Origin of the sequence: Streptomyces desertarenae (assembly GCF_042681365.1) — a bacterium.
GTDB lineage: Bacteria > Actinomycetota > Actinomycetes > Streptomycetales > Streptomycetaceae > Streptomyces > Streptomyces desertarenae.
Window position 1 is genome coordinate 111,054 of sequence record NZ_JBHUFU010000008.1, and the last position, 23,501, is coordinate 134,554.

The following is a 23,501-nucleotide window of genomic DNA, read 5'->3' on the forward strand; positions in this document are numbered from 1 at the left end:
GCGGGCGGGACGACCGGACCCGGCCGGGTGCCCGCGGTGGGCACCCGGCCGGGTCCGTCGTGCCGCGGACCCGCCCGTCAGCGGCGCCGGCCGGCCCGCATGCTCTCCGGCGGGCCCAGGTAACTCGGCTCCAGGCCGCCGGTGTCCACCACGATCCGGTGGACGACGACGGTCGGGTCGACCATCCACAGCTTCAGGGTGTGGACGCCCGGCCGGTCGATCCGGTGCCGGGTGGAGGTCCGGTTGACGTTGTCGGAGGTGTTCCGCGCCCACCGCTTGTTCATGTAGGTGTCGTCCGCGCCCGTGGCGGTGGTGACGTTGACGGTCTGCGGCTCGGCGTCGTCGATCGAGACGGCGTACCGCAGGCCCTCCGTCGGCAGCACGTTGTTGCGGGGCGCCAGGTACACCCAGACCTCCGCCTCGCCGGCCGTGGTGAGGGTCATCTCGTACTCCAGGCGCGGCCCGCGGCCGCCCGGCGTGCGACTGGGCGCGGTGACCGGGTAGGGCTCCATCCCGTCCTCGTCCCGCCCGGCGTCGGGCAGGCGCTTCCAGTGGACCCCGGCGCCGCCCACGGCCCGGGTGCAGTGGGCGGCCTCCATGCAGACGTAGCCGCCCGCCTCGACGAAGCCCCGCAGCCGGTGGCGCGGGAGCGCGGGGTTCTCCACCACGGCCGTGACCTCCACCGCGGCGCCGTCCGGCCCGTGGACCGTGATCGGCACCCGCGTCAGCCCCTTGGGGGCCCGCTTCCAGTCGATGCGCACGGTGGCGCGCACCTCCTCCTCGACCCGGCCGCGGGCGCGGTCGATCAGCACCCAGGGCTCGGCCGCGGTGATGCGGTAGTCGAACGGCCGGGTGCCGCGGTTGAAGACGTCGATGTACTGGTCGGGGCGGGTCTGGTAGGGGCTGAAGGCGGGGAGCACCGCCGTGCCGCCCGCCTCGGGCCACCACAGGTCGGAGCCGTCGACCGCCACACCCATCTCGGCCCGGTCGGGCAGCTCGATGCGCTTCACCGCCGGGAAGACCTCGTCGGGCAGGGCGACGTGGTTCGGGGTCTGGGGCTGCTGCCAGGGCGCGTCGGGGCCGTAGCGCTCCACGTCGCCGTAGCCGATCTTCGGCTGGGTCTGGAAGCCCTTCCACTTCCCCCCGGCGAGGATGTTGTTGTAGTGGTCCGACATCGCCTGGTCGTCGGCGAAGCGGGCGTCGGTGAGGTCGGCGTAGCGGTTGGTGGCGGCGCGCCCCTGGGCCGCGTAGAGGAGGTTGGTGAACTCCGCCTCGCGCAGCTCGTAGAGGTTGGCGGTGGCCTTCACCTGGTAGAGGACGAGCTGGTGGTAGGCGTCCTGGTCGTCGCGCGGGAGCTTGCGTCCGAGGCGCTCGGCCTTGCGCGCCAGTTCCCGCCACTGCCGGGTGACCCGCGCCATCTCGCCGTAGTGGTTGAGGTGGTACGGGCTGGCCTGGTCGTCGTAGACGACCGCCGCGTCGTCCTTCGACAGGTCCTTGGCGGGATCCAGGGTGATGCGCCGGTTGAGCAGCTCGGGCTTGCGGCGGGCCTGGAGGAAGCCGTAGGCGTGCAGGATCTCGGCGATCTCCGCCGCGTGCTCGGGGCCGAAGCTCTGCTCGGCGTACCGCCGCTCCCACTCCCCCAGGCGCTCCAGCGTCCAGCGCCCGGGGTCCCAGGCGTAGTCGAGGAAGAACTGGGTGGGCATCTCCTCGGCCTTGAGGTCGCCCACGTTGACCACCCACAGCCGGTCCACGCCGTAGGTGTAGGTCAGGTGGAGCTGCTCCCAGGTGCTGACGAGGTTGGCGGTGTCGACCCACTTGTAGTTGCGGCCGACGCCCACGTAGTCGAAGTGGTAGTACATGCCGTAGCCGCCGGACCGCTTCGGGAGCGACTGGTCGGGCAGCTTGCGCATGTTGCCCCAGTTGTCGTCGCAGAAGACGACGGTGACGTCCTCCGGCGGGCGCAGGCCCTTGTCCCAGTAGCGCTGGACCTCCTTGTAGAGGGTCTGCACCTGGGGGATGCCGGTGACGTCGGACCTCCCGGTGACCTCGGACAGGATCCGGCGCTGGCTGTCGAGGATGGACTGCATCAGGTCGATGCCGTCGCCGTCGGGCAGGCTGACGTCGCCGTTGCCGCGCATGCCGAGGGTGACGACGCCCTCGAAGTCCTCCTCGACCATGCGGCGGACGCCGTCGGCCCAGTACGCCTCGATGGCCTCGCGGTTGCGGCGGAAGCTCCACTCGCCGGTGCCGCCGTAGGGGTCGCTGCCGGGCTCGGTGATGTTGCCCTCGGCGTCGCGCCTGGCGGGGACGGCGTGGCGGTTCCACTCCTCGATGCCGCGCATCATGGGCGCCTCGTGGGAGGTGCCCATCACGATGCCGTACTCCTTGGCGGTGGCGTGGTTGGCCGGGTCGTCCTCGGCGAAGGCGCGGCCCCACACCGCCGGCCACAGGTAGTTGGCCTTGAGGCGGAGCATGGTCTCGAAGACGGCGGCGTAGAACTCCTTGTTGAAGCCGTTGGGGAAGCCGGGGGCCTTCCCCGGCCCGAAGTACTCCGGGGCCCAGGTGCCCAGGGCCGGGTTCTCGTCGTTGATGAAGAAGCCCCGGTACTTCACCGCCGGGGTGCCCTGGGTGTGGCGGCCGGGCAGCACGTGCAGCTCGTCGTGGCGGCGCGGCGGCACGTCGTCCCAGAAGTGCCAGGGCGAGACACCCATCTGGCGGGAGGTCTCGTAGATGCCGTAGATGGTGCCGCGCTGGTCGCTGCCGGCGATCACGAAGGCACGGCGGACGCCCGGGAACGGGTCCTCCACCACCTGTTCGAGGGTGGTCTCCCACTTCCCGGCGATGCCGGAGACGTCCAGCCTGCCGTCGGCGACCAGCCGGTCGACGAGGGGGCTCCTGCCGAGGGTGCCGACGATCACCACCTCGGAGCGCCGGGGCGGGGTGTCGCCGCGCTTGACGGCGGGGGAGGCGCCGGTGACGCGCTCGATGTCCCCGCGCAGGTCCTCCACCGCCCTCAGGACGCCGGGGTGGTCGCCGGCGCTGACCACGACGGTGGCGGCCCTGCCCCCGGCGACCAGGGGGAAGCTCCCGGGCTTGCGGGAGAAGGCGATGTAGGCGTCGTGGGCGCCGCCGGGCCTGCCGTGCCCCCTTCCCCCGTCCGCCGCGGCGGCGGCGACGGGGGCGGTGACGGCGGGTACGGCGGTGGCGGCGGCGGTCAGGGGGAACAGGCTCAGGAACGTCCGCCGACTGGCGTTCTCGGGGTCCTGCGGGCCGGTGATGGGCCTTCTCATGTGCTCAATCTCCGCGAGGAAAGGGACGGGAGAGTACGGAAGAGGTTGGCGCGCCGATCGTTTCCGGAATGGTTCCGGAAAGGAAATCACCGGGGCATGCTCAGGTCAAGGCTCTGTATCCGGGAAGTTCCCGCCGCGTGAACGAGGCCGGCCGACGAACACGGGGAACCGCCGGCCCGCTGCTTCCGAAAACTTTCGCCGGAGATCCGGCTCCGCGGGAACGGCAGGCCGCCCCGGACCGCGGGACCGTCAGACCGCGGCGGCCATCCGGCGCACGGCCTCGGCGAGCACCTCGGGTGAGGTCGCCAGGTTCAGGCGCGCGTGGCCGGCGCCGCCCGTGCCGAAGTCGGGGCCGGAACCGAGCGCGACCCGGCCCCGCTCCAGGAACACCGCGGCCGGGTCGTCCCCCAGGCCGAGCCCCCGGCAGTCCAGCCAGGCCAGGTAGGTGCCCTGGGGCGGCCGGTGGCGCACCCCGGGGAGGTGGCGGCCCAGCAGCTCGCCCAGCAGCCGCCGGTTCCGGTCCAGTGCGGCCAGGACGGCGTCGAGCCACTCCCCGCCGTGCCGCAGGGCGGCGGTGTGGGCGACCACGCCCAGGTGGCTCGCCCCGTGCCCGACCTCCTCGGGCATCCGCGCCAGGTCCCCGGCGGCCTCCGGGCCGGCCACCGCCACCGCCGCCTTGAGACCGGCCAGGTTCCACGCCTTGGACGCCGACATCAGCGCGAAGCCGCGCCCGGCGCCGCGGACGGAGAGATAGGGCACGTGCTCGGCGCCGGACGGCACCAGGGGCGCGTGGACCTCGTCGGCGACGACGCGGACCCCGTACCGCTCCGCGAGGGCGGCCACCCGCTCCAGCTCGCTCCGGGTGTGGACGGTACCGGTGGGGTTGTGGGGGCTGCACAGCAGGTGGGCCGCCGGACGCCCCCGCTGCGTCGCCCGGGCGAACGCCTCCTCCAGCACCCCGTGGTCCAGCCGCAGGTCCGTGCCGAGCGGTGCCTCCACGATCCGGCGGCCCAGGTGTTCCACGAAGGCGCGGAAGGGCGGGTGGACGGGCGGATCGACGACCACCGCGTCACCGGGGCCGGTGACGAGCTTCAGCACCTCCGTGATCCCCAGCATCACGTCGGGCACGAGCGCGGTGTGCTCCACCGGCGGCCGCCATCCCCAGCGGTCCGCCGCGAAACCGGCCAGCGCCTCCGCGTAACCGGTGCCCGACGGGTAGCCGGTGTCGCCCAGGGCGACCGCCTCGGTGAGCGCCCGCGCCACGGGGCCGGCGAGCGGGGCGTCCATCTCCGCCACCCACAGCGGCAGGACGTCCTCGGGGTACGTCCGCCACTTGGCGCTGGTGCGCCGCCTGAGCTCCCGGGGGCCCAGGGCGCTCAGGGGGTCGGACGCCCCCGCGGGACCGTGCGCGTGCGGAGGCGGAAGCATCACGGGGCACCTCCGGGAAAGGGCGGTGGGGCGTACGGACAACCGTACGGCCCACCGCCCCGCGCCGGGTACCCGGCCGGGCTCACCCCGGCCAGGTGCCGGTGACCTTGCGGACGACCACCGCGCCTCCGCGGTCCACCGCGGCCCGGACCACGGAGAAGATCACTCCCTGGATCGCGGCCGCCAGCAGGATCTCGCTCAGCCTGCGGTTCTCGTCTCCGGGGTCGGGGGCGTCGTCCTCGTGGCTGACGGCCTTCCACGCCTGCTTGAAGGCGGCGGTCGCGATGGCGCCGCTGAGGGCACCGAGCGCGAGACCCACCGGCCTGTACAGCAGCTTCTGCTTCCTCTTCTTCATGACCGGGTTTCTCTCCTACCGGTTCCGGCGGACTCGTGCGCCCCGGCCACTGCGGGGGCCGGGACTCGGGTGCTCCACGGATTCCCCGCGAACGAGCCGCTACACGGCGGCGGCGCGCCGGGCCCGGCCGGGTCCGGCGCGCCGCCTGGGGCCGCGCTCAGCGCGTCACCACGTGCCGCTCGTCGGGCACGCAGTGGGTCATGGTCAGCCCGGCCACGTCGCGCGGCGGGTTCTTGCCCAGGTTCCCCAGGCGCTTGCGGTCCTCGTCGGTCAGGGTCTGGTTCGGCAGCGGCTCCAGGTGCGCCACGTCCTCCGGGGAGATGCCGAGCCCTTCCCCGACGCGCAGGCCGAGGTCGTTCTCGACCAGCAGGAAGTGCCACACCATCCGCTCCTGGATGTGGCGCGGGCACTGCCGGAGCTGGTTGACGAAGTTCTTGACCAGGTCGTCGCGCTCCCAGTCGTCCATCAGCAGGTAGCGCTGGCCGGCCTGGAGGTAGTCGTTGGTGCGCGGGATGCGGCTGCGCGTCAGCCGGCCGCGGATCTCCGGGCCCTGCTCCCCGTAGCCCGGCCCCTCGGCCTCCACGAGCCCGCCCAGGGTCGAGGGCTCGTAGTTGACGTGCGGGTTCTCGCCCCCGGGGTCGACCTCGTACGCCATCGGCCCGCCGCGCTGGTTGGTGTGCACCGGGGCCTTGGCCCGGTTGACCGGCAGCTGGAGGTAGTTGGGGCCCACCCGGTAGCGCTGGGTGTCGCTGTAGGAGAAGGTGCGGCCGACCAGCATCTTGTCGTCGGAGAAGTCCAGGCCGTCCACCAGCACGCCGGTGCCGAAGGCGATCTGCTCGTTCTGCGTGAAGAAGTCGTCCGGCATCCGGTTGAGGACCATGCGGCCCACCGGCTTGGGCGGGAACTCCTGCTCCGGCCAGACCTTGGTGTCGTCCAGCGGGTCGAAGTCCAGCTCGGGGTGCTCGTGGTCGTCCATCATCTGGACCAGGAGCTCCCACTCGGGGTAGTCGCCCCGCTCGATCGCCTCGTACAGGTCCTTGGTGGCGTGGCCGAGGCTGTCCGCCTGGACGTTGGCGGCGTCCTCCTCGGTCATGCTGCGCACGCCCTGCTTGGGCATCCAGTGGTACTTGACCAGCACGGTGTGGCCGTCGGAGTTGGCCCACTTGTAGGTGTTGACGCCGAATCCCTGCATGTGCCGGTAGTCGGCGGGGATGCCGCGCGGGCTGAAGAGGTTCACCAGCATGTGCATCGACTCCGGGGTCTGCGACATGAAGTCGAAGATCCGCTCGGGCCGCTGCTCGAAGGTGACCGGGTCGGGCTTGAGTGCGTGGATGACGTCGGGGAACTTGATCGCGTCCCGGACGAAGAAGACGCCCAGGTCGTTGCCGACCAGGTCCCAGTTGCCCTCCTCGGTGTAGAACTTCACCGCGAAGCCGCGGGGGTCGCGGGCGGCCTCGGAGGAGTCGCGGCCGCCGATGACCGTGGAGAAGCGGACGGCCACGTCGGTGCGCTTGCCGCGCTCCTGGAACAGCTTGGCGCGGGTGTAGCGGCTGATGGGCTCGTCGCCCCAGGAGCCGTACGCCTCGAAGAAGCCGAAGGCCGTCACGCCGCGCGCGTGCACCACCCGCTCGGGGATGCGCTCCCGGTCGAAGTGGCTGATCTTCTCCAGGAAGTGGTAGTTCTCCAGCGTTGCCGGACCGCGGGCGCCGACCGTGCGCTGGTTCTGGTTGTCGTGGATCGGGTGGCCCTGCCGGTTGGTGAGCACCGGCTGGCCGTTGCCCTGGGTGTCTCCCCGCCTGGCTGTCTCGGTCACGTACTGCTCTCCTTCGAACGGCTTGGCGCGGGCAAGGGCCCGCCGCGCCCGAGTGGCTGTACCCCGTTCCATCCCTTTTGCACCTCCCCTCGGCCAACGGATGCGCACCCGTCCGGCGTCCGAGCGGGTGCGGGGCGGCCGGTTCCGGGTACGCGCGCCCCCATGGTCGACGTGCTGGAGGCGGGAGGCTGGGGACTGCTGGCGGGCTCCGCGCTGCTGCTGGGCGCGGTGCTGGGGTACACGCTGCGGATCCCCCACCAGGTGGTCGCGTCGGTGATGGCCTTCGGCGCGGGCGTGCTGCTGTCGGCGGTCTCGTTCGAGCTGGCCCTGGAGGCGTACGACCGCTCCGGGATGCTGCCGCTGGTGCTGGGCACCGTCGCGGGTGCGGCCGCCTACACGGCGGGCAACGTCCTGCTGGCCCGGCGCGGGGCGCGGCACCGCAAGCGGTCCGGGCAGGTGCGCGGGCGCAGTCAGCCCTCGGAGGGGCAGCAGGCGGGCTCCGGGCTGGCGCTGGCGCTGGGCGCGCTGCTGGACGGAGTGCCGGAGTCGGCGGTCATCGGACTCGGGACGGCCGAGGGCGGGGCGGTCAGCGCGGTGACCGTCGCGGCGGTGTTCATCAGCAACGTGCCCGAGGGGCTGTCCAGCTCGGCGGGGATGCGCGGGGCCGGCCGCGGCAAGGGCTACGTCTTCGGGCTGTGGGGCTCCATCGCCGCCGCGAGCATGGTCGCGGCAGCGGTCGGCAGCGCCGTCGCCGGGGCCCTGCCGGCCTCCGCGGTGGCCGCGGTGACGGCGGTGGCGGCGGGCGCCATCCTGACGATGGTCGCGGACACCATGATCCCGGAGGCCTTCGAGGAGGCCCACCAGGCCGTCGGCCTGATCGTGGTCGCCGGCTTCCTGGTCTCCTTCGCCCTCTCCCGGGCGTGAGCGGACGCGCCGCCGGCCCGGCGTGCGGTGCCGGGCCGGCGGCGCACCGGTCAGCGCTCCAGGTCGCCGCGCATCGCCACGAACAGCCTCCCGGCCTCGTCGAGGGTGCTGTCGGGGAAGAGGGCCACCGCGGCGGTGCCCTCGTCGGCCCAGCCGCAGACCACGTTGCCGCTCTCGGCGAGGGAGGCGAGCAGGCACTCCACCGAGCCGCCCAGCGGACCGGGGTCCGCCACCGGCTGCGCCTCGGGCTGCCCCAGCTCCGGATCCCACCCGATGTGCTCCAGCATGCCCCGGAAGAGGTGTTCACGGCGCCTGTTGGTGTCCTCGGGGACGTTGTCGACGCCTTCGAAGAGGATCGGATCGCCGCCGTCGGGGTCGGCGAAGTGGGTGACGACCAGGGTCATGCCCTCCCTCATCTCCCCGGGGTCGACCGGCACGTCGGTGACCGCGCCGTCGCCGTCGCGCCGGCGCAGCCCGCCCGCCACCTCGGCGTCCACCAGCCTGCGTCCGCCCTCCGGCGCGGCGGAGCCCTCCGGCGCCGGCTCCTCCGGCGGGGAGGTCTCCGACGGCTGCCGGGCCGCCTGGGACGGGGACGCCTGGGGAGCGGCCGTGTCCTCCGGCTGGCACGCGGCCAGTGCGGCCACCGCCAGCACCGCTGCGGCGACGGCCCGGCCCGGCGTTCTCCTGGATGTCCGAAACACGGTGGTGCACCCCCTGTCACGGGCCGCCCCCCTGGCGGCCACGACCGGTGGACGCGCAGGTGGCGGCTGCCGGTTCCGGTGCTCGGGGCACTCCGAGACGCCCAGGCGCGCACACCGGGGGATGGCCAAAGTTCCGCTGTCCTCGCCGGGCGATCCGGGGTAGGCATGAGCGGGGGACCGCACGGTGCGGGCAGCCGTTCCCCCGCGAGGCGAGAGGAGGCCGCTCCCGTGCTCACCCGGATCGGCGCAGGCAGGGGGCACGACGCCCCGGACGGGTACGCCGCCGCCCGCCCGGAACCGGCCGCCGGGGACGGCCGGGCCGCGTGGGTGGTCGGGGAGTGCTGGCTGTGGTGCGAGCGGACCGACACGGCGGTGCTCTGGCTCGGGCCGGTCATCTCGTGGGGCACCCACGCCCCCCTGTACGCCTGCGACGACTGCATCGGCAGGCTGGAGGAGCAGGTGCGGGAGGACGGCCCCTCCCACCGGGACGCCGTCTGCTGGCTGTGGTGCGGGCGCGGCGACGTCCCGCTGGTCCCGCTCGCCGAGGTCGGGCACCGGGGCGGGACGACCGTCTTCCACGCCTGCGAGGAGTGCATCGGCCGGATCAAGCAGAAGGTGCTGGCCCTGGCGATGGTCAAGGACGCCGCCAAGCGCTGAGCCGCCCGGCGGACCCGCGTCCCGCGGGAACGGGGTCCGGCGGGCACGGGCCGGGGCCGGTCCGTCCCCCCGGGGAACGGAGTCTTTTCAGGCCACGGTGCGGCGTACGGCTTCGGCCACCACGGCCCCGAGGTTCCCCGCGGACTCCTCCCACACCGCGCGCTGGGCGTCGGCGCCGCTGCCCCGCCGGAACAGCTCCGCCACACCTTCCTCCACCAGCGACAGGTCCCCGGCATCCGACAGGGCCGGGCGGACGTGCTCGACGAGGGCCTCCACGACGGCCCGCGCGGGGGCCGGCTCGAAGGTCTCCGGGTGCACCAGGTCGCCGGAGATCCCGGAGCGGCCCGCACGCCAGGCGGCCAGCCGCAGCAGGCCCACGTCGACCGCGGCGGGCGGCTCGCCCTCCCGCCAGGCGCGCGCGGCGGTCTCCACCAGCCCCCGGGTCAGGGCGGCGACCAGCACCGTGTCGCGGGCGTCGAGGCAGACGTCGGCGACCCGCACCTCCACCGTCGGGTAGTTGCGCGCCAGCCGGGCGTCGAAGTAGACCATCCCCTCGTCCAGCAGCGCCCCGGTGGCGATCATCGTGCGCACCCGCTCGTGGTAGGCCTCGGCCGACCCGAAGGCCTCCACCGGCCCCGCCGAGGGCCACCGGCCCCACACCCGGTTGCGGTAGCTGGCGTAGCCGCTGTCCTCGCCCTGCCAGAAGGGCGAGTTGGCGCTCATCGCCAGCAGGGGGGCCAGCCACGGCCGGATCCGGTCCAGCACCGCCACGCCCTCCTCGTCGGACTCCACGCCCACGTGCACGTGGCAGCCGCAGGTGAGCTGCTCCTGGGCGGTCAGCCCGTACTCCTCCACCATCCGCCGGTAGCGGTCGCCGGGACTGAGGGAGGGGTCGACCGGCAGCGGCGAGGTGGCCAGCGCCGCGACCTCGGCGCCGACCGCGCGGGCCCGCTGGGACGCCGCGCCGCGCCAGCGCCGCACCTCCACCGCGAGGTCCACCATCTCGGTGCGGGGACGGGTGCCGGTCTCCACCTGCTCGCGCTGGAGCTCCTTCTCCAGCTCCTCGGCCTCGTCCGCGGAGGCCAGCACCGCCCCCGACACCGCCTGCGGCTCGCCGCCGTCCGCGCTCACCAGGAGCAGTTCTTCCTCCACGCCAACGCTTCTCTTCACCAGGGCCTCCTCCGGCGGTCGTCCGCCCAGCGGATGCCCCGGCCCGGCCGGAGTACGCGCCCGGACCGGACCGCGGCGCCGGGAGGGGGCGGGAGTGCGGTCATAGGAGGCCGGGGAGCGGGAAGGAGACCCTCCCCACCCGCGGGCAGCCATGGACGACTCCGCCGCGGGGGGCAGGGAGGTTCGTTCACTCATGCGTCGTACCACGCCCGACGGCCCCGGTTACACGCGCGTGCGCTGCGGCCGCGGTTTCCGCTACCTCGACGCCTCCGGGCGTCCGCTGCGCGACCGGGCGGAGGTGGATCGGATCAAGGCGCTGGTGATCCCGCCGGCCTGGCGGGACGTGTGGATCTGCCCCGAACCGGACGGCCACCTCCAGGCGGTGGGCACCGACGCCGCCGGCCGCCGCCAGTACCTGTACCACCCCGGATTCCGAGCCGAGCAGGAGCAGGCCAAGCACGAGCACGTGCTCGACGTGGCCGAGGCGCTGCCGCGCATCCGCGAGGCGGCCGAGGCGCACACGAGCCTGCGCGGCCTGACCCGGGAGCGGGTGCTGGGCACCGCGGCCCGCCTGCTGGACCTGGGGTTCTTCCGCGTCGGCGGGGAGCGCTACGCGGAGCTGAACAACTCCTACGGCCTGACCACCCTGCTGCGCGAGCACGCCGAGTGCGGACGCGGGACGGTGACGTTCTCCTACACCGGCAAGCACGGCAGGGAGATCGTGCGGGCGGTGGCCGACCCGGCGACCTGCCGGGCCGTGCGCGCCCTCAAGCGGCGCCGCGGCGGCGGCGAGCGGCTGCTGTCCTACTGGGACCGTCCGGCGTGGCGCGAGGTGACGGGCGAGGACCTCAACACCTACCTGAAGGACCTGGGCGGGGTGGACATCACCGCCAAGGACTTCCGCACCTGGCACGGGACCGTGCTGGCCGCCGTCGCCCTGGCCGTCTCCCGGTTCGCCGGCAGGAACGAGACGGCGCGGCGCCGCGCGGTCGCGCGCGCCATGCGGGAGGTCTCCGAGTACCTGGGCAACACCCCGGCGGTGTGCCGCGCCTCGTACGTCAACCCGCGGGTGGTCGAGCTGTACGAGGAGGGCGTGACCATCGCGCCCGTCCTGCACCGCCTCGGCGACGGGGCCGCCTTCGGGATGCCCGCCACGCAGGGGGCCGTCGAGGAGGCGGTGCTGCGGATGCTGCGCACCGGCCGCCCGCCGGCGGGCTGAGGCGGCGGGCGGACGCCGGCCCGGACCGCGGGCGGCCGGGTCCGTCCCGCGGCCGCCCTCAGTACCGCTCGCGCAGCTCCCGCAGGGCCCGCTGGGTCTCCTGCACCGGCAGCGCCTGGGTGACCATGCGGTCGAGGGCCTCGAGGTAGGCGGTGACCTCGGGGCGTTCGTCGATGTAGACCGCGCCGGTCAGGCTCTCGGTGTAGACGACGTCCGGCAGCTCGGGGTAGCTGAACCTGAAGAGCTGGAAGGGCCCGAACATCCCGGGGTGCGGACCGGCCTCGAACGGCATGATCTGCACGCTGATGTTCGGTCTGGTGCTCTCCTCTATCAGCCGGTCGATCTGGGCCCGCATCACGTCCGCGCCGCCGACCGGCCGGCGCAGCACCTGCTCGTCCAGCACCATCCACAGGCGCGGGGCGTCGTCCTTGGCCAGGAGCTGCTGGCGCCCCATGCGCAGCGCGACCCGGCGGTCGAGCTCCTCCTCGTCGGCGCCGGGGAAGCCGGTGCGCAGCAGGGCGCGGGCGTAGTCCTCCGTCTGGAGCAGGCCGGGGACGCAGTGGGGCTCGTAGGAGCGGATCAGGCTCGCTTCGCTCTCCAGGCTCACGTACAGGCTGAACCAGTCGGGCAGGACGCTGCGGAAGCGGTGCCACCAGCCGGGCTTGTTGGCCTTCTCCACCAGGGCGAGGAACGCCTCGACCTCGTCCTCCCCGACTCCGTAGCTCTCCAGCAGGGCCTTGACGTACAGGGGGCGCAGGCCCACCTCGGCCTTCTCCATGCGGCGGACGGTGGAGGTGGTGACGCTCAGGACCCGGGCAGCCGCCTCGAACGACCATCCCGCTCGTTCCCGCAGGTCACGCAGGCGCAACCCAAGGACGATCTGTCCCACGGTCGGCGCCGACCGGGACTCGCCCATGGCCTCTCCTTCCCCACCTGTGCCTCACAGGCAGAGCAGTGTGCCATGCCCTCGCCGGGGCAGCCAGACCGGCCTCGACGAAACAGACAGGATGAGATTTAAATCTTGCAATTTGCAGAACTCTTCTTGCCTTTTGCGGACAGCGACGAGCATAGTAGCCGGGTGATCCAGTTCACGACGCGGCGGCGCCGACGTCGAACCGTCCCGGCACCCGGGTCCTCGCCTCTCCCCCGCAGGGCCCGCCCCCTCGCCGTCCCCGTCTGCCGCGGTGTGCTGCTGGACTCGGTGACTGGTCAGCAGGCGCTTCCGGGCGCCGCCGCCCGGTGCGGGCCCGGCGCCGGACACGGGGCAGCGCCGCCCCCGCCGCCCACCGGCATACGAAAGGCGAGCCGCTGATGGCTCTTCTCCCCCGTTCCGCCCGCAGGGCGCCCGCCCTCCCGGCCGTGCACGTCCCACGGCCGCCGCACCGTGCGGAGTTCGAGGTCCCCGCCCAGCGCTCCTCCGTCTGCGTGGCGCGGCACCTGCTCGCCGAGTGGCTGCGGCGGTGGCGCTGTCCGTCCGACGTCGTCGACACCGCCCAGCTGGTCGTCTCCGAGTTCGTCACCAACGCGGTGGTCCACACCGCCAGCGACCGGATCCTCTGCTGCCTCCAGCACGGCGAGCACCGGCTGCGCATCGAGGTGTGCGACCAGGGCACCGGGACGCGCGGCCTCGCGGCGCACTCGGCCGGCGTCGACGCCACCAACGGGCGGGGGCTCCAGCTCGTCGACGCGCTCGCCGACGCCTGGGGCGACGTCCCCGGGCCCGGGACGCGGGGCCGCGTGGTCTGGGCGGAGCTGCGGCTGACCGGCGCCTGACGGCGGACGGCCGGCGCGGGCGGGACGGAACGTCCCTGCCGCCGCCCCGTCCGCCCGCCGTGCGGTCACTCGGCGGCGGGCACGTCCGGAGGCGTGCCGTGCCACACCGTGGTGGCGTTGCAGAACTCGCGGATGCCGTGGCCCGACAGCTCACGGCCGTAGCCGGAGCGCTTCACCCCGCCGAAGGGCATCGCCGGGTGCGACGCGGTCATGCCGTTGAAGTACACCCCGCCGGCCCTCAGGTCCCGCACGCAGCGCTCCTGCTCCGCCCGGTCCCGCGTCCAGACGTTGGAGCTGAGGCCGAAGTCGGTGTCGTTGGCGACCTCGATCGCCTCGTCCAGGTCCGCCACCCGGTAGAGGGTGGCCACCGGGCCGAAGGTCTCCTCCCGGTGGATCCGCATCGCGGGCGTGATGTCCGCCAGCACGGTCGGCTCGTAGAACCAGCCCGCCGGGTGGCTCGCCGGCCGGCGTCCGCCGCACAGCACCGTGGCGCCGTGCTTGCGGGCGTCCTCGACCAGCTCCTCCAGATCGGCCCGGCCCCGCTCGCTGGAGAGCGGACCGATCCGGGTCGACTCGTCCATCGGATCGCCGATCTTCAGGGCCCTCATGCCGTCGGTGAAGAGGCGGGCGAACTCCTCGTACACCTCCCGGTGCACGATGAAGCGCTTGGCGGCGATGCAGGACTGGCCGTTGTTCTGGGTCCGGGCGGCCACCGCGACCTCGGCCGCCTTCGCCACGTCCGCCGAGGGCAGGACGAGGTACGGGTCGCTGCCGCCCAGCTCCAGGACGGTCTTCTTGATCTCGTCGCCGGCGATCGAGGCGACGGAGCGCCCGGCCGGTTCGCTGCCGGTGAGCGTCGCGGCGGCCACGCGCCGGTCGCGCAGCACGCCCTCCACCTCGCCCGAGCCGATCAGCAGGGTCTGGAAGCAGCCCTCCGGGTATCCGGCCCGGCGGAAGAGCTCCTCCAGGTACAGGGCGGTGCGCGGCACGTTGGAGGCGTGCTTGAGCAGCCCGGTGTTGCCCGCCATCAGGGCGGGCGCGGCGAAGCGGATCACCTGCCAGAGGGGGAAGTTCCACGGCATCACCGCCAGCACCGGGCCCAGCGGGCGGTAGCGGACGTAGGCGGTGGTGGCGCCGCTGTCCTCGACGTCCCCCTGCGAGGGGTGCTCGTCGGCCAGCAGCCCCTCGGCGCGCTCGGCGTACCAGCGCATGGCCTTCACGCACTTGGCGACCTCGGCGCGGGCCGCGGCGACGGGCTTGCCCATCTCGGTGGTCACGGTCCGGGCGATCTCGTCCTGGTCCTTCTCCAGCTCGTCGGCCGCCCGGCGCATCAGCTCGGCGCGCTCGGCGAAGCCGGTGGTGCGGTACTCCTCGAAGGCCGTGCGGGCGCGTTCCAGCCGCCGGTCGACCTCCTCCGCGTCCATGGCCTCGAAGGTCTCCAGCGTCTCCCCGGTCGCCGGGTTGGTGGTCGAGATGGGCATGGGGTCCCTCCTTGGCGTGGCGGGCGGCCGCGCGGCCGCCCGTGCGGGACGGCGGCGGCCGCTCCGGCCGCTCCTCCCGTTCTTCGTCCGCGGGCCCGCGTACCCGCGGACGGCGCTCTCAGTCGACGGCGCGCGGAGGGACGGGGCGGCACCGGGGGCTCGCCGCGGCGCCGGCGGCCGGGGCCCGGGGGCCGAAGGGGCGCCGCCCGCCGGGTGAGCGGGCGGCGCCCCATCGGCCGGACAAGTCCTAGTAGCTCATCTCCACGTAGTCGATGTCGGTGAACTCCACGACCAGGTCCTGCGCCCGGCGGCCGCCGTCCTTGAAGTAGACCTCCTGGAGGCCCTCGGCGACGATGTTTCGAAGCTCCCGCTCCCCCGCCCCGGCGGCCCGCGCCTCGAACAGGCGCTGCGCGTAGACGGGCGGGAGGTGCTGGGTGATGCGGCGCATCCGCCCGTCGTCGGTGGAGCCGGGAGCGGCGGTGAAGCCGAAGCGGGCCCGCGCCTCGACGGCGATGCCCGTGCTGGTCGCGGCCCGCTTCTCCGCCCGCCGCCGCACCCTGGGCTGCCACTCCTTGCGCACCTCGCGCTCCAGCGCCTCGGCCAGCTCCCTGGGCGGGTGCTTGCGCTGCCCGGCCACGTAGCGCTGGACGGTGCGCTGGGAGACCCCCAGCCGCTGGGCCACGGCCTTGGTCGACCCCCTGGCCTGCCGCACCAGGAACCGCATCCGGGCTCCCGCGGTCTTCGGGATGGGCCGGGTGAGGACGTTCAGGTCGGCGGCCTCCAGCCCGTCGGCGATCTTCCCCACCGTCTCACTCCCCCTCGGCGACGGCGTCCACGCCGTCCTTGATGTGGCGGGCCGGGTTGTGCCCGGCCTCCATCAGCTCCAGGGCCCAGGCCATCGGCCGGGTGCCCTCGTGTTTGACCATGCCCGGCGAGACCCCGAGCCGGAAGGCGCCCGGGACCGGCCCGCCGTCCCCGGCGCGGGGCAGCACCTCCAGCGGGGAGGGGCCGTCGCCGGGGTAGACCACGCAGTCCGAGAGCACCGCCAGCGGGTACAGCCCGGCGGCCGCCGCGGTCCTGGCCATCTTGCGGTGCATGTTCACGCGCGCGGTGGCGATGACGGCCGCGCGGATGTCGGGGCGCCACGTCGGGCGCTCCAGTGCGGGCCACCGCTCACCGGGCCGGTAGCCCAGGCCCTGGGGACGCTCGCGGAGCTTGCCGATGCCGCCCTTGACGGTGGCCTTGACGGCGGAGAGCACGGCGGACTCGCCCCGGTCGGCCGCCTTGTGGCCCTCCATGGCGGCCAGGTAGGCGGACTCGTCCAGGTCCGTGGTGACGCCCAGGGCCGCCATCGTCTCCAGGTAGGCGGCGCGCAGCCGGGCGTGCCACGGATCCAGGTAGGGGCCGTGGTCGGGCCGCACCCACGCCTCCAGCGGCCGCACCTCGGCACCGAGCTCGACGGCGTAGGCCACGGTGGGGGTGGCGTACCAGGCCGGGCCCTGCGGGCGGCCGCCGTGCGGGGTGAACGGGCTCGGCAGCCGGGGGTCCAGCTCGACGTGTGAGAGGTCGACCAGCCAGCAGCCGGGCAGCTTCCGGTCGAAGTCGGGCGAGACGGCGTGGACGGCCGGGCCCAGGCCGACGGCCAGCCGGCTCGCGGCGGCGAGGAACGCGGTGTTGACGTCGATGCCGACGGCCCAGGGGCGGGCGCGCTCGGCACCGGTGAGGAGCGCGGGGTCGCGGACCCACTCGTACGCCTCCTCGTCCAGCACGTCGCCGGGGGCGCGGCCGGCGGCGACGGGGTGCTCGTCGGGTGCCTCGGGCGGCGCGGGGTCCACGGGGGCGGTGAGCGAGCCGGGCACCGGTGCGGAGACCCACGCCCCGGTGGCCCCGTCGCGTGCCGCGCGGGTGGGCGGGCGCACGCCGGTCATCAGCTCCAGACCGCAGACGGCGGTGGAACCGCAGGGGGTGAGCACCCGCGCGGCGTAGGCGCCCAGGGTCCGGGCCAGCTCCTCCGGCGGGAAGCTCGCGGCGTCCCCCCAGGAACGGGTGTCCAGCGCACCCCAGGGGAGGACGGCGAGCTGCACGCAGTGGCGCCGGCCGCCCTCCGCGGGGCGGTAGACGCGCGCCCAGGGGCCGAAGCCGCGCCGGGTGAGCCGCCACCCGGCCTCGGTGAGCTGCCGTACGACGGGGTGGGAGCCGGGCAGCCGCAGCCCTCGGCGGTCCTCCAGCTCCGCCGGCAGGCCGAGCCGTGCGGCGGCCGCGGCGGTGAGGACGACGAGCGGGTCGGCGTCCCTGCCGAAGCGGTGCAGCCGGGGCGAGCCGAGCCCGGCGCCGGTCAGCGCCCACTGCGCCAGTTCCGGGACGGTCCGCGCCGGGCAGCCGAGGACGCGGCCGTCGGTGAGGTGGGCGGCGCCGTCCCCGTCGAGCACGGCCAGGGGTCCGCCGGGGAAGGCGGGGCCGGGCGCCGCGGGGGCGGGGCGCGCAGCAGGGCGCGCCGGCCTCCGGGGCGCGCGGCGGGACGTGCCGCTGGGCTCCCCGCGCCCTGCCGGGCCCGCCGCCCGCCGCGGGGCGGGCGGCGCCTCCGCGGCGTGCGGTGCGGGAGCCGGCGCGGGGGCGGGAGCCGGCGCGGGCGCGGGAGCCGGAGCCGGCGCGGGGGCGGGAGCCGGCGCGGGGGCGGGAGCCGGCGCGGCCGCGGTGCGGCAGAAGCCGCCGATGTGCTGGGGCCGGCCCGCCGCGCGGTAGGGCGTCGGCCGCCCGCACAGCACGCACGGCTGCGGCGGGCCCGTCACGAGTTCACCGCTCCCGGTGCGGTCCGCCCCGGCCGGGGCGGGAGGAGGAACGTGGGCGTGGGCGGGGACGGGGGGCTCCTGGGCCGGGGGCGGCGCCGCCTCGGGCACCCGCGCGGAGTGCGCCCCGGGGGCCGGGTGCGCCCCGGAAGCGTCCCCGGGGGCGGGGGCGGCTTCCGCTCCGCCCGTTCCGGCGTCCTCCCCGGGGAACCTCTCGGCCCAGCCCTCCAGCAGCCGCGCGTACGCCTCGCGCTTGGGGGGGCGCGGCTCACTGCGGCCGCTCTCCCAGCCGAGCACCGTCTCCCTGCGCACCCCGAAGACGTCCGCCAGTTCGCCCTGGGACACTCCGGCTGCTCGGCGCAGCCGCTTGCGCTCGGCGGGGGGCGGGAGTTCGTTGGGGCGGGCCAACAGGGCGTCCACCGCTGCCAGTAGCTGATCCCGCTCGTTGGGCATGGGCACCTCCGCGTCCGAGCCTAGCTTTCCGCACGCGAGGGCCCGTGCAGCGCCCGTACCCTCCCGTCCTGCGAGGGGCGGGAGGGTACGGCCGCCGGAGCCGTCCGGTCAGCGCTGGGTGAGGCTCAGCCGCACCTCCACCTCCTGGTCGCCGGAGATCCGGGGTTCGGCCGCCACGTCGTAGAGGCCGGCCAGGGCCTCCTGGACCTGCCGCACCGCGTCGGGGCTGCCGCTGAGGTCGGCCTCGACCGCCTCGCCCAGCGCCGGGGCCTCGCCCGCCTCGCCGCGCGTGCGGACGTCGACCGTCCCCGTCCAGAACCTCCGCTCGCCGCCTCCCCCTCCGGCCCCGCGGTGGCCGTCCCCCAGCTGGGGCGATCGGGGGAAGAGCGATCCGAGGGCGGTGAAGACGGCCTCGGCGTCCGGGGCGGTGCAGTGGGGCAGCTCGATCTCGACCTGGCACACGTCCTGTCCGCCGGTCTGCGCGGTCTGTCCGCTCTGTTCAGTGCTCATAGCCCCACCTGTACCCCGGTGCGGGCGATGGTCACAGCCCGATCGGAAGGCTTGCGGTCCGTTCGGGTCGGCCGGGCGGAGAAGACCCCTCGGCGCCCGGTTTCCTCGTGGGTGCGACCAACGTCCTTGTTAGGCTCCCCGCATGGACCCGACGGCCTGCGATGCCGCGCCCACCCGGCTGAGGAACACTCCGAGCTGGCTGCTGTCGCAGCTGACGGCGCACGCCCACCGGCTGGTGTGGGACGCGTTCTCCGCCACCGACGACCGCCGCTACCACTACGCCCTGCTCGCCGCCGTGGAGGAGTACGGTCCGGCCAGCCAGGCCGCGCTGGGGCGCCGCTGCGGCATCGACCGCAGCGACGTGGTCGCCGCGCTCAACGAACTGGCCGACCGGGGCCTGGTCACCCGTTCCCCCGATCCGGCGGACCGGCGGCGCAACATCGTCTCCGTCACCCCCGGGGGGCGCCGGCACCTGGAGCGGCTCGACGAGGTGCTGGGCCGGGCGCAGGACGAGCTGCTGGCCGGTCTCTCCGCGGACGAGCGCGGGCAGTTGGTGCGGCTGCTGCAGCGGGCCCTGGAGCACCACGCGCCGTCCCGCCGGGAGGAGTGAGGGCGCGGGCGTCCCTCACCCGTACGGGTGGCGGGGCACGGAGGTGGCCCACGGGCCCGGCCCGCCGGACACCTCCTCGCGGCGCCCGGGGTGCGGCTCCCCGGTGCGGGCCTCCTCCAGCGTCGCCCACCGGGACGGGATGCCGTCCGGCTCGGCGACGGGCACCGGGCACACCCGGAAGTGCCAGGGGGCCGGGATCTGCGGTGGCGCGCAGAGGTCCTTCGCGGGGGTGGGCAGGGGGCCCTCCCGCTCGGGGGCGTACTCGCTCCAGCCGTAGCGCGCGGAGTCCTGCGCGATCTCGGCGTCCAGCACCCAGGTGGTCCCGGCGCCTCCCGCGGCGAGCGCCGCCCATCCGGCGGCCAGGAGCAGCCTCGCCCTCCCCGCCCTCCCTGTCCCGGTTCCGCCCGGTTCCACGGCTCCGCCCCCTTCCCCCGCCGCGCCGGCGGGACGCGGACCACTCTAGGGGCGCCGCCGGAGCGGCCGCGCGGTACCGGCCTCCTACCGCACCGGCGCGGGGCCGCCGGGGCGGGGCGGGGCGGGCCCGGACGGGCCGGGCGGTCCCGGTGGGATCCGCCCGGCCCGTCCCGGTGTCACCTCACGCGCCCGTAACGCACGCTCTTGGTCCAGATCCGCTCCTTGCGGACGGTCTTGCCCGGCTTCGGGGAGTGCCAGACCCTGCCCTCCCCGGCGTAGATGCCGACGTGGTAGACGCTGCCGCCGGAGTGGAAGAAGACCAGGTCGCCCTTCTTGCGGGAACCGGCGGAGATCTTCTTGGCGCGGTTGTACTGGGCGGCCGCGGTGCGCGGCAGCTTCTTGCCCGCCTTCTTGTACGAGTACTGGGTGAGTCCCGAGCAGTCGAACCGGTTGGGGCCCGCGGCGCCGTACTGATAGGGCGACCCCTTCTTGGAGGCCGCGACCTTGAGCGCCTTGCTCGCGGGGGTGGCCGCCTCGGCCTCGGGGGTGGCCGACGGGATCAGCGCCGTCCCCGCCAGGGTGACGGCGGTGACGGCGGTGGTGATGCCCACTCGGGACAGCCGTCCTGCTATGGGTGCGTGCGCAGACATGAGTGAACCCTTCGTCATACGCCTGCGAAAGATGACCTGTCGGGTTCGGGCCGGCGAAGTTGCCCGGCCACCTGATGTGGCTTCACCCCAAGGACCGCGTCGTGCGGCGCGGTCCGCCGTGCTCGGGTCTCCCGCTCCTGCCGTCTCGTCGTCAGTCCGTCTTCTCACCCGGGCGGCGGCAGGATTCGGCGTCCGTCCGAGCGGCCCCGCCCTTCTGCGGGGACTTGCAGTTGTCTACGGATACTGCGTCAAAAACAGTCCGGATTGGGCGAGCGAAGGTCTTTTGTGAACATGATCACTCGTGTGTCCCGCGGTGCGGATCGCTCTCCCCGGCCGGTGCGCACCGCCCCCCGAGGGGCTCTGACCAGCAGCCTCCGGGTCCGGTCGGGGCGGCGCGCGCCACGGGAGGCGCACGGCCGGGCGGGAGGGGCGCCACCGCGATCACCCCGAATGGCTGCCGCCGTGTCGGGTGACCGCGGCGGGTCGCGGCGCGGTCCGGCCGCACGCCGGCGGCACCGGCCCGCCCGGGCACCGGGCGGGCCGGACGTCAGCGGATGTGCACGCCGGAGATCGCGCGGGCGATGACCAGGCGCTGGATCTCGCTGGTGCCCTCGAAGACGGTGTAGACCGCGGCGTCCCGGTGCATGCGCTCCACCGGGTACTCCCGGGTGAAGCCGTTGCCGCCGAGGATCTGCATCGCCTGGGCCGTGACGGACCTGGCCGTCTCGCCGGCGAACAGCTTGGACATCGACCCCTCGGCCGCCTCGAACGGCTTGCCCGCGGCCGCCATCCACGAGGCGCGCCACACCAGCATCCGGGCGGCGTCGACACGGGTGCGCATGTCGGCGAGCTGGAAGGCGACGCCCTGGTTGTCGATGATCGGACGGCCGAACTGCACCCGGGTCTTGGCGTACTCCAGGGCGATCTCACAGGCGGCGCGGGCGATGCCGACGGCCTGGGCGCCCACGGCCGGGCGGGACGCCTCGAAGGTGGCCATCGCGGCGTTCCCCACCCTCTCCCCGCCCCCGGCGGAGGACGCCCCCGCGCCGTCCTTCCGCGCCCGCTCGCGGGCGCGGGCCAGACGCTCGTCGAGCTTCTCCTTGCCGCCCAGCAGGCAGTGGCCCGGGACCCGGACGTCGTCCAGGACGACCTCGGCGGTGTGGGAGGCGCGGATGCCGTGCTTCTTGAACTTCTGCCCCTGGGAGAGGCCCGGGGTGTTCGGCGGGACGATGAACGAGGCGTGGCCCCTGGAGCCGAGTTCGGGGTCGACGACGGCGACGACGACGTGGACGTTCGCGATGCCGCCGTTGGTCGCCCAGGTCTTGGTGCCGTTGAGCACCCACTCGTCCCTGGCCTCGTCGTAGACCGCGCGGGTGCGCATCGCGGAGACGTCCGACCCGGCGTCCGGCTCGGAGGAGCAGAAGGCGGCGACCTTCACGTCGCTCGCGTCGCCGTACATCTGGGGGATCCAGGTGCCGATCTGCTCCTCGGTGCCGTTGGCGAGCACGCCGACGGCCGCCAGCCCGGTGCCGACGATCGACAGGCCGATGCCCGCGTCGCCCCAGAACAGCTCCTCCATCACCATCGGGATGCTCAGTCCGGTGGGGTCGAAGTACTGCTGGGCGTAGAAGTCGAGCGAGTACAGACCGATCTTGGCGGCCTCCTGGATGACGGGCCAGGGAGTCTCCTCGCGTTCGTCCCACTCGGCGGCGGCGGGGCGCATGACGTCGGCCGCGAAGCCGTGGATCCAGTCCCGCACGGCCTTCTGGTCGTCGTTGAGGTCGAGTGCGAACTCCGCCATGGAAGCCCCTCCATCCGTTGTTACTAGCGGTAACGCGACCATGTTACCGGCCGGTGTGCCGTCGACCGCCGCTCGGCGGTCCGTCCCGCCGCTCCCGCCGGGTGTTACGTTGCGCGAGGGCGGAGCAGAGCGAGGCACACCGGAACGGGGAGGCCAGGGCAGATGGGGACCACACGGCAGGACAGACCCCAGGAGGGCCGGCGCGGCACCGCCGAGCGCCGCCGCAGGGAGCTGCTGGAGGCGGCCGAGCGGGTGGTGCTGCGGGACGGCCCCGGTGCCTCGATGAACGCCATCGCCGCCGAGGCCGGGATCACCAAGCCCATCCTCTACCGGCACTTCGGCGACAAGGGCGGCCTCTACCGCGCCCTGGCCGTGCGGCACACCGACGCCCTGGTGGACTCCCTGCGCACCGCGCTGGACGAACCCACCGACCGGCGCGAGCGCGTGGAGGCCGCCCTGGACACCTACCTGGCCGCCATCGAGGCCCGGCCCCAGGTGTACCGCTTCCTGATGCACCCGGCCGAGGAGTCCGGCGGCGAGCGGGGCTTCGACGTCGGGCAGCACTCGGCGCCGCTGCTGCGCCGGCTCGGCGAGGAACTGGCCACCGTCATCGCCGAACGCGTCGACGCCGGCTCCGCGGCCGAGGAGCGGGCCCGGGTGTGGGGGCACGGCATCGTCGGCATGATGCACGCCGCCGGCGACTGGTGGCTGGGTGAGCGGCCCTGCCCCCGGGAGCAGCTCGTGGGGCACCTGGCGGACCTGCTGTGGGGCGCCCTGGCCACCGCGGACGACCGCGAGGGCGGCCCCGGCTTCTGACGCGGCCCCGGCGTCCGGGGCGCCTCCCGCCGGCCGGTGCCGCCCCGCCGGAACCCCGCCCGCGGCGCTACCCCTGCGCCCGCGGCACCCTCCGGCGCACCGCCCGCAGCACCCGGCGGCGGCGCGGCCCCGCCAGGCGGTCGGGGTAGACGGTGCCCTCCAGGTGGTCGCACTCGTGCTGGAGGCAGCGGGCGAAGAAGCCGCTCCCCTCGATCCGCACCGGCGCCCCGGCGGCGTCGACCCCCTCCACCACCGCGAGGTCGTGGCGCGGCACCGGCGCCTCCGCACCGGGCAGCGACAGGCAGCTCTCCGGACCGCGTACGATGGCGCCCCCGGCCTCCACCAGACGGGGGTTGACCACGTGGCCCAGGTGGCGGCGGTCCTCGTCGTCCGGGCAGTCGTAGACGAAGATCCGCAGGGGGACGCCGACCTGATTGGCCGCCAGGCCCACACCGTGCGCGGCGTACATCGACGCGAAGAGGTCCTCCACCAGGCGGGCCGTCTCCGCGCCGAATTCCGTCACCTCCGCGCACGCCGCGTGCAGGACCTGTTCGCCCAGCGTCCGCAGGGGGCGGACGGAGCCGGAGCTTCCGGGAATGCTGCCGCGGTGCATGGGCGCCACACTACGCCGTGCTGATCATCCCCGGGTG

At 74.7% G+C, this 23,501-nt stretch carries 21 protein-coding genes and 1 riboswitch; of the genes, 6 read left to right on the top strand and 15 right to left on the bottom strand.

Annotation, left to right across the window (positions count from 1 at the left end; all coding sequences use genetic code 11):
* Positions 1-77: 77 nt before the first annotated feature.
* The 4 genes from ACFSJS_RS15170 to ACFSJS_RS15185 all read right to left on the bottom strand — a co-directional run bounded on the left by ACFSJS_RS15170 (position 78) and on the right by ACFSJS_RS15185 (position 6,886).
* The gene (locus ACFSJS_RS15170; protein ID WP_380900510.1) at positions 78-3,290 is read right to left on the bottom strand and encodes a glycosyl hydrolase 115 family protein; all 3,213 of its coding nucleotides are present in this window, start codon (positions 3,288-3,290) and stop codon (positions 78-80) included.
* A gap of 249 nt (positions 3,291-3,539) precedes the next feature.
* The gene (locus tag ACFSJS_RS15175) at positions 3,540-4,718 is read right to left on the bottom strand and encodes a MalY/PatB family protein (protein ID WP_380900512.1); all 1,179 of its coding nucleotides are present in this window, start codon (positions 4,716-4,718) and stop codon (positions 3,540-3,542) included.
* Between the two features lie 82 nt (positions 4,719-4,800).
* Positions 4,801-5,073: a DUF4235 domain-containing protein gene (locus ACFSJS_RS15180; RefSeq protein WP_380900514.1), complete on the bottom strand. Its 273-nt coding sequence runs from the start codon at positions 5,071-5,073 to the stop codon at positions 4,801-4,803.
* A gap of 157 nt (positions 5,074-5,230) precedes the next feature.
* Positions 5,231-6,886 carry a catalase gene (locus ACFSJS_RS15185; RefSeq protein ID WP_380900516.1) on the bottom strand — a complete coding sequence of 552 codons (1,656 nt, stop codon included), beginning with the start codon at positions 6,884-6,886 and terminating at the stop codon, positions 5,231-5,233.
* A gap of 162 nt (positions 6,887-7,048) precedes the next feature.
* Between ACFSJS_RS15185 and ACFSJS_RS15190 the strand changes: the two genes are divergently transcribed.
* A complete protein-coding gene (locus ACFSJS_RS15190; RefSeq protein WP_380900518.1) occupies positions 7,049-7,810 on the top strand; it encodes a ZIP family metal transporter in 762 nt (253 codons plus the stop codon).
* Between the two features lie 50 nt (positions 7,811-7,860).
* Here ACFSJS_RS15190 and ACFSJS_RS15195 read toward each other — a convergent pair whose 3' ends face one another.
* Positions 7,861-8,511: a hypothetical protein gene (locus tag ACFSJS_RS15195; RefSeq protein ID WP_380900520.1), complete on the bottom strand. Its 651-nt coding sequence runs from the start codon at positions 8,509-8,511 to the stop codon at positions 7,861-7,863.
* Between the two features lie 228 nt (positions 8,512-8,739).
* Here ACFSJS_RS15195 and ACFSJS_RS15200 point away from each other — a divergent pair, with 228 nt between their 5' ends.
* On the top strand, positions 8,740-9,168 hold the full coding sequence (locus ACFSJS_RS15200; protein ID WP_380900522.1) for a hypothetical protein: 429 nt from the start codon (positions 8,740-8,742) through the stop codon (positions 9,166-9,168).
* A gap of 87 nt (positions 9,169-9,255) precedes the next feature.
* Here the strand turns inward: ACFSJS_RS15200 and ACFSJS_RS15205 are convergent, their stop codons facing one another.
* Positions 9,256-10,341, bottom strand: coding sequence for a glutamate--cysteine ligase 2 (locus ACFSJS_RS15205; protein ID WP_380900804.1), 1,086 nt, complete (start codon positions 10,339-10,341; stop codon positions 9,256-9,258).
* A gap of 190 nt (positions 10,342-10,531) precedes the next feature.
* On the opposite strand from ACFSJS_RS15205, the gene ACFSJS_RS15210 reads away from it, so the two are divergent.
* Positions 10,532-11,557 carry a DNA topoisomerase IB gene (locus ACFSJS_RS15210; protein WP_380900524.1) on the top strand — a complete coding sequence of 342 codons (1,026 nt, stop codon included), beginning with the start codon at positions 10,532-10,534 and terminating at the stop codon, positions 11,555-11,557.
* 58 nt (positions 11,558-11,615) lie between these two features.
* Here ACFSJS_RS15210 and ACFSJS_RS15215 read toward each other — a convergent pair whose 3' ends face one another.
* Positions 11,616-12,473, bottom strand: coding sequence for a helix-turn-helix domain-containing protein (locus tag ACFSJS_RS15215; RefSeq protein WP_380900526.1), 858 nt, complete (start codon positions 12,471-12,473; stop codon positions 11,616-11,618).
* Between the two features lie 395 nt (positions 12,474-12,868).
* Between ACFSJS_RS15215 and ACFSJS_RS15220 the strand changes: the two genes are divergently transcribed.
* The gene (locus tag ACFSJS_RS15220) at positions 12,869-13,330 is read left to right on the top strand and encodes an ATP-binding protein (protein ID WP_380900528.1); all 462 of its coding nucleotides are present in this window, start codon (positions 12,869-12,871) and stop codon (positions 13,328-13,330) included.
* A gap of 65 nt (positions 13,331-13,395) precedes the next feature.
* On the opposite strand, the gene ACFSJS_RS15225 is transcribed toward ACFSJS_RS15220, so the two are convergent.
* The 4 genes from ACFSJS_RS15225 to ACFSJS_RS15240 all read right to left on the bottom strand — a co-directional run bounded on the left by ACFSJS_RS15225 (position 13,396) and on the right by ACFSJS_RS15240 (position 18,560).
* Positions 13,396-14,811, bottom strand: coding sequence for an NADP-dependent succinic semialdehyde dehydrogenase (locus tag ACFSJS_RS15225; RefSeq protein ID WP_380900530.1), 1,416 nt, complete (start codon positions 14,809-14,811; stop codon positions 13,396-13,398).
* 247 nt (positions 14,812-15,058) lie between these two features.
* On the bottom strand, positions 15,059-15,616 hold the full coding sequence (gene tpg / locus ACFSJS_RS15230; RefSeq protein ID WP_380900532.1) for a telomere-protecting terminal protein Tpg: 558 nt from the start codon (positions 15,614-15,616) through the stop codon (positions 15,059-15,061).
* Between the two features lie 4 nt (positions 15,617-15,620).
* Entirely contained in the window at positions 15,621-18,050 is a 2,430-nt protein-coding gene (gene tap / locus ACFSJS_RS15235; RefSeq protein WP_380900534.1) for a telomere-associated protein Tap, read from the bottom strand.
* A 108-nt stretch (positions 18,051-18,158) separates the two neighbouring features.
* The gene (locus tag ACFSJS_RS15240) at positions 18,159-18,560 is read right to left on the bottom strand and encodes a hypothetical protein (protein ID WP_380900536.1); all 402 of its coding nucleotides are present in this window, start codon (positions 18,558-18,560) and stop codon (positions 18,159-18,161) included.
* A gap of 142 nt (positions 18,561-18,702) precedes the next feature.
* On the opposite strand from ACFSJS_RS15240, the gene ACFSJS_RS15245 reads away from it, so the two are divergent.
* Positions 18,703-19,170, top strand: a complete 468-nt coding sequence (locus ACFSJS_RS15245; RefSeq protein ID WP_380900538.1) for a MarR family winged helix-turn-helix transcriptional regulator — start codon at positions 18,703-18,705, stop codon at positions 19,168-19,170.
* A 15-nt stretch (positions 19,171-19,185) separates the two neighbouring features.
* Here ACFSJS_RS15245 and ACFSJS_RS15250 read toward each other — a convergent pair whose 3' ends face one another.
* From ACFSJS_RS15250 to ACFSJS_RS15260, 3 genes are all read right to left on the bottom strand, one after another.
* Positions 19,186-19,584: a hypothetical protein gene (locus ACFSJS_RS15250; protein ID WP_380900540.1), complete on the bottom strand. Its 399-nt coding sequence runs from the start codon at positions 19,582-19,584 to the stop codon at positions 19,186-19,188.
* Positions 19,585-19,760: 176 nt separating this feature from the next.
* A complete protein-coding gene (locus ACFSJS_RS15255; protein ID WP_380900542.1) occupies positions 19,761-20,234 on the bottom strand; it encodes a C40 family peptidase in 474 nt (157 codons plus the stop codon).
* A 3-nt stretch (positions 20,235-20,237) separates the two neighbouring features.
* A riboswitch (cyclic di-AMP (ydaO/yuaA leader) is annotated at positions 20,238-20,395 on the bottom strand.
* Positions 20,396-20,781: 386 nt separating this feature from the next.
* The gene (locus tag ACFSJS_RS15260; RefSeq protein WP_380900544.1) at positions 20,782-22,035 is read right to left on the bottom strand and encodes an acyl-CoA dehydrogenase family protein; all 1,254 of its coding nucleotides are present in this window, start codon (positions 22,033-22,035) and stop codon (positions 20,782-20,784) included.
* Between the two features lie 162 nt (positions 22,036-22,197).
* Between ACFSJS_RS15260 and ACFSJS_RS15265 the strand changes: the two genes are divergently transcribed.
* Positions 22,198-22,851 carry a TetR/AcrR family transcriptional regulator gene (locus ACFSJS_RS15265; protein WP_380900546.1) on the top strand — a complete coding sequence of 218 codons (654 nt, stop codon included), beginning with the start codon at positions 22,198-22,200 and terminating at the stop codon, positions 22,849-22,851.
* Between the two features lie 67 nt (positions 22,852-22,918).
* Here ACFSJS_RS15265 and def read toward each other — a convergent pair whose 3' ends face one another.
* Entirely contained in the window at positions 22,919-23,464 is a 546-nt protein-coding gene (gene def / locus ACFSJS_RS15270) for a peptide deformylase (RefSeq protein WP_380900548.1), read from the bottom strand.
* Positions 23,465-23,501 lie beyond the last annotated feature (37 nt).

What these genes read in the sequence shown, in the direction of transcription:
- ACFSJS_RS15170 (WP_380900510.1), bottom strand. Translation starts at nt 3,290, where the DNA reads ATGAGAAGGCCCATCACCGGCCCGCAGGACCCCGAGAACGCCAGTCGG.
- ACFSJS_RS15175 (WP_380900512.1), bottom strand. Translation starts at nt 4,718, where the DNA reads ATGCTTCCGCCTCCGCACGCGCACGGTCCCGCGGGGGCGTCCGACCCC.
- ACFSJS_RS15180 (WP_380900514.1), bottom strand. Translation starts at nt 5,073, where the DNA reads ATGAAGAAGAGGAAGCAGAAGCTGCTGTACAGGCCGGTGGGTCTCGCG.
- ACFSJS_RS15190 (WP_380900518.1), top strand. Translation starts at nt 7,049, where the DNA reads ATGGTCGACGTGCTGGAGGCGGGAGGCTGGGGACTGCTGGCGGGCTCC.
- ACFSJS_RS15210 (WP_380900524.1), top strand. Translation starts at nt 10,532, where the DNA reads ATGCGTCGTACCACGCCCGACGGCCCCGGTTACACGCGCGTGCGCTGC.
- ACFSJS_RS15215 (WP_380900526.1), bottom strand. Translation starts at nt 12,473, where the DNA reads ATGGGCGAGTCCCGGTCGGCGCCGACCGTGGGACAGATCGTCCTTGGG.
- ACFSJS_RS15220 (WP_380900528.1), top strand. Translation starts at nt 12,869, where the DNA reads ATGGCTCTTCTCCCCCGTTCCGCCCGCAGGGCGCCCGCCCTCCCGGCC.
- ACFSJS_RS15225 (WP_380900530.1), bottom strand. Translation starts at nt 14,811, where the DNA reads ATGCCCATCTCGACCACCAACCCGGCGACCGGGGAGACGCTGGAGACC.
- tap (WP_380900534.1), bottom strand. Translation starts at nt 18,050, where the DNA reads ATGCCCAACGAGCGGGATCAGCTACTGGCAGCGGTGGACGCCCTGTTG.
- ACFSJS_RS15240 (WP_380900536.1), bottom strand. Translation starts at nt 18,560, where the DNA reads ATGAGCACTGAACAGAGCGGACAGACCGCGCAGACCGGCGGACAGGAC.
- ACFSJS_RS15245 (WP_380900538.1), top strand. Translation starts at nt 18,703, where the DNA reads ATGGACCCGACGGCCTGCGATGCCGCGCCCACCCGGCTGAGGAACACT.
- ACFSJS_RS15255 (WP_380900542.1), bottom strand. Translation starts at nt 20,234, where the DNA reads ATGTCTGCGCACGCACCCATAGCAGGACGGCTGTCCCGAGTGGGCATC.
- ACFSJS_RS15260 (WP_380900544.1), bottom strand. Translation starts at nt 22,035, where the DNA reads ATGGCGGAGTTCGCACTCGACCTCAACGACGACCAGAAGGCCGTGCGG.
- ACFSJS_RS15265 (WP_380900546.1), top strand. Translation starts at nt 22,198, where the DNA reads ATGGGGACCACACGGCAGGACAGACCCCAGGAGGGCCGGCGCGGCACC.
- def (WP_380900548.1), bottom strand. Translation starts at nt 23,464, where the DNA reads ATGCACCGCGGCAGCATTCCCGGAAGCTCCGGCTCCGTCCGCCCCCTG.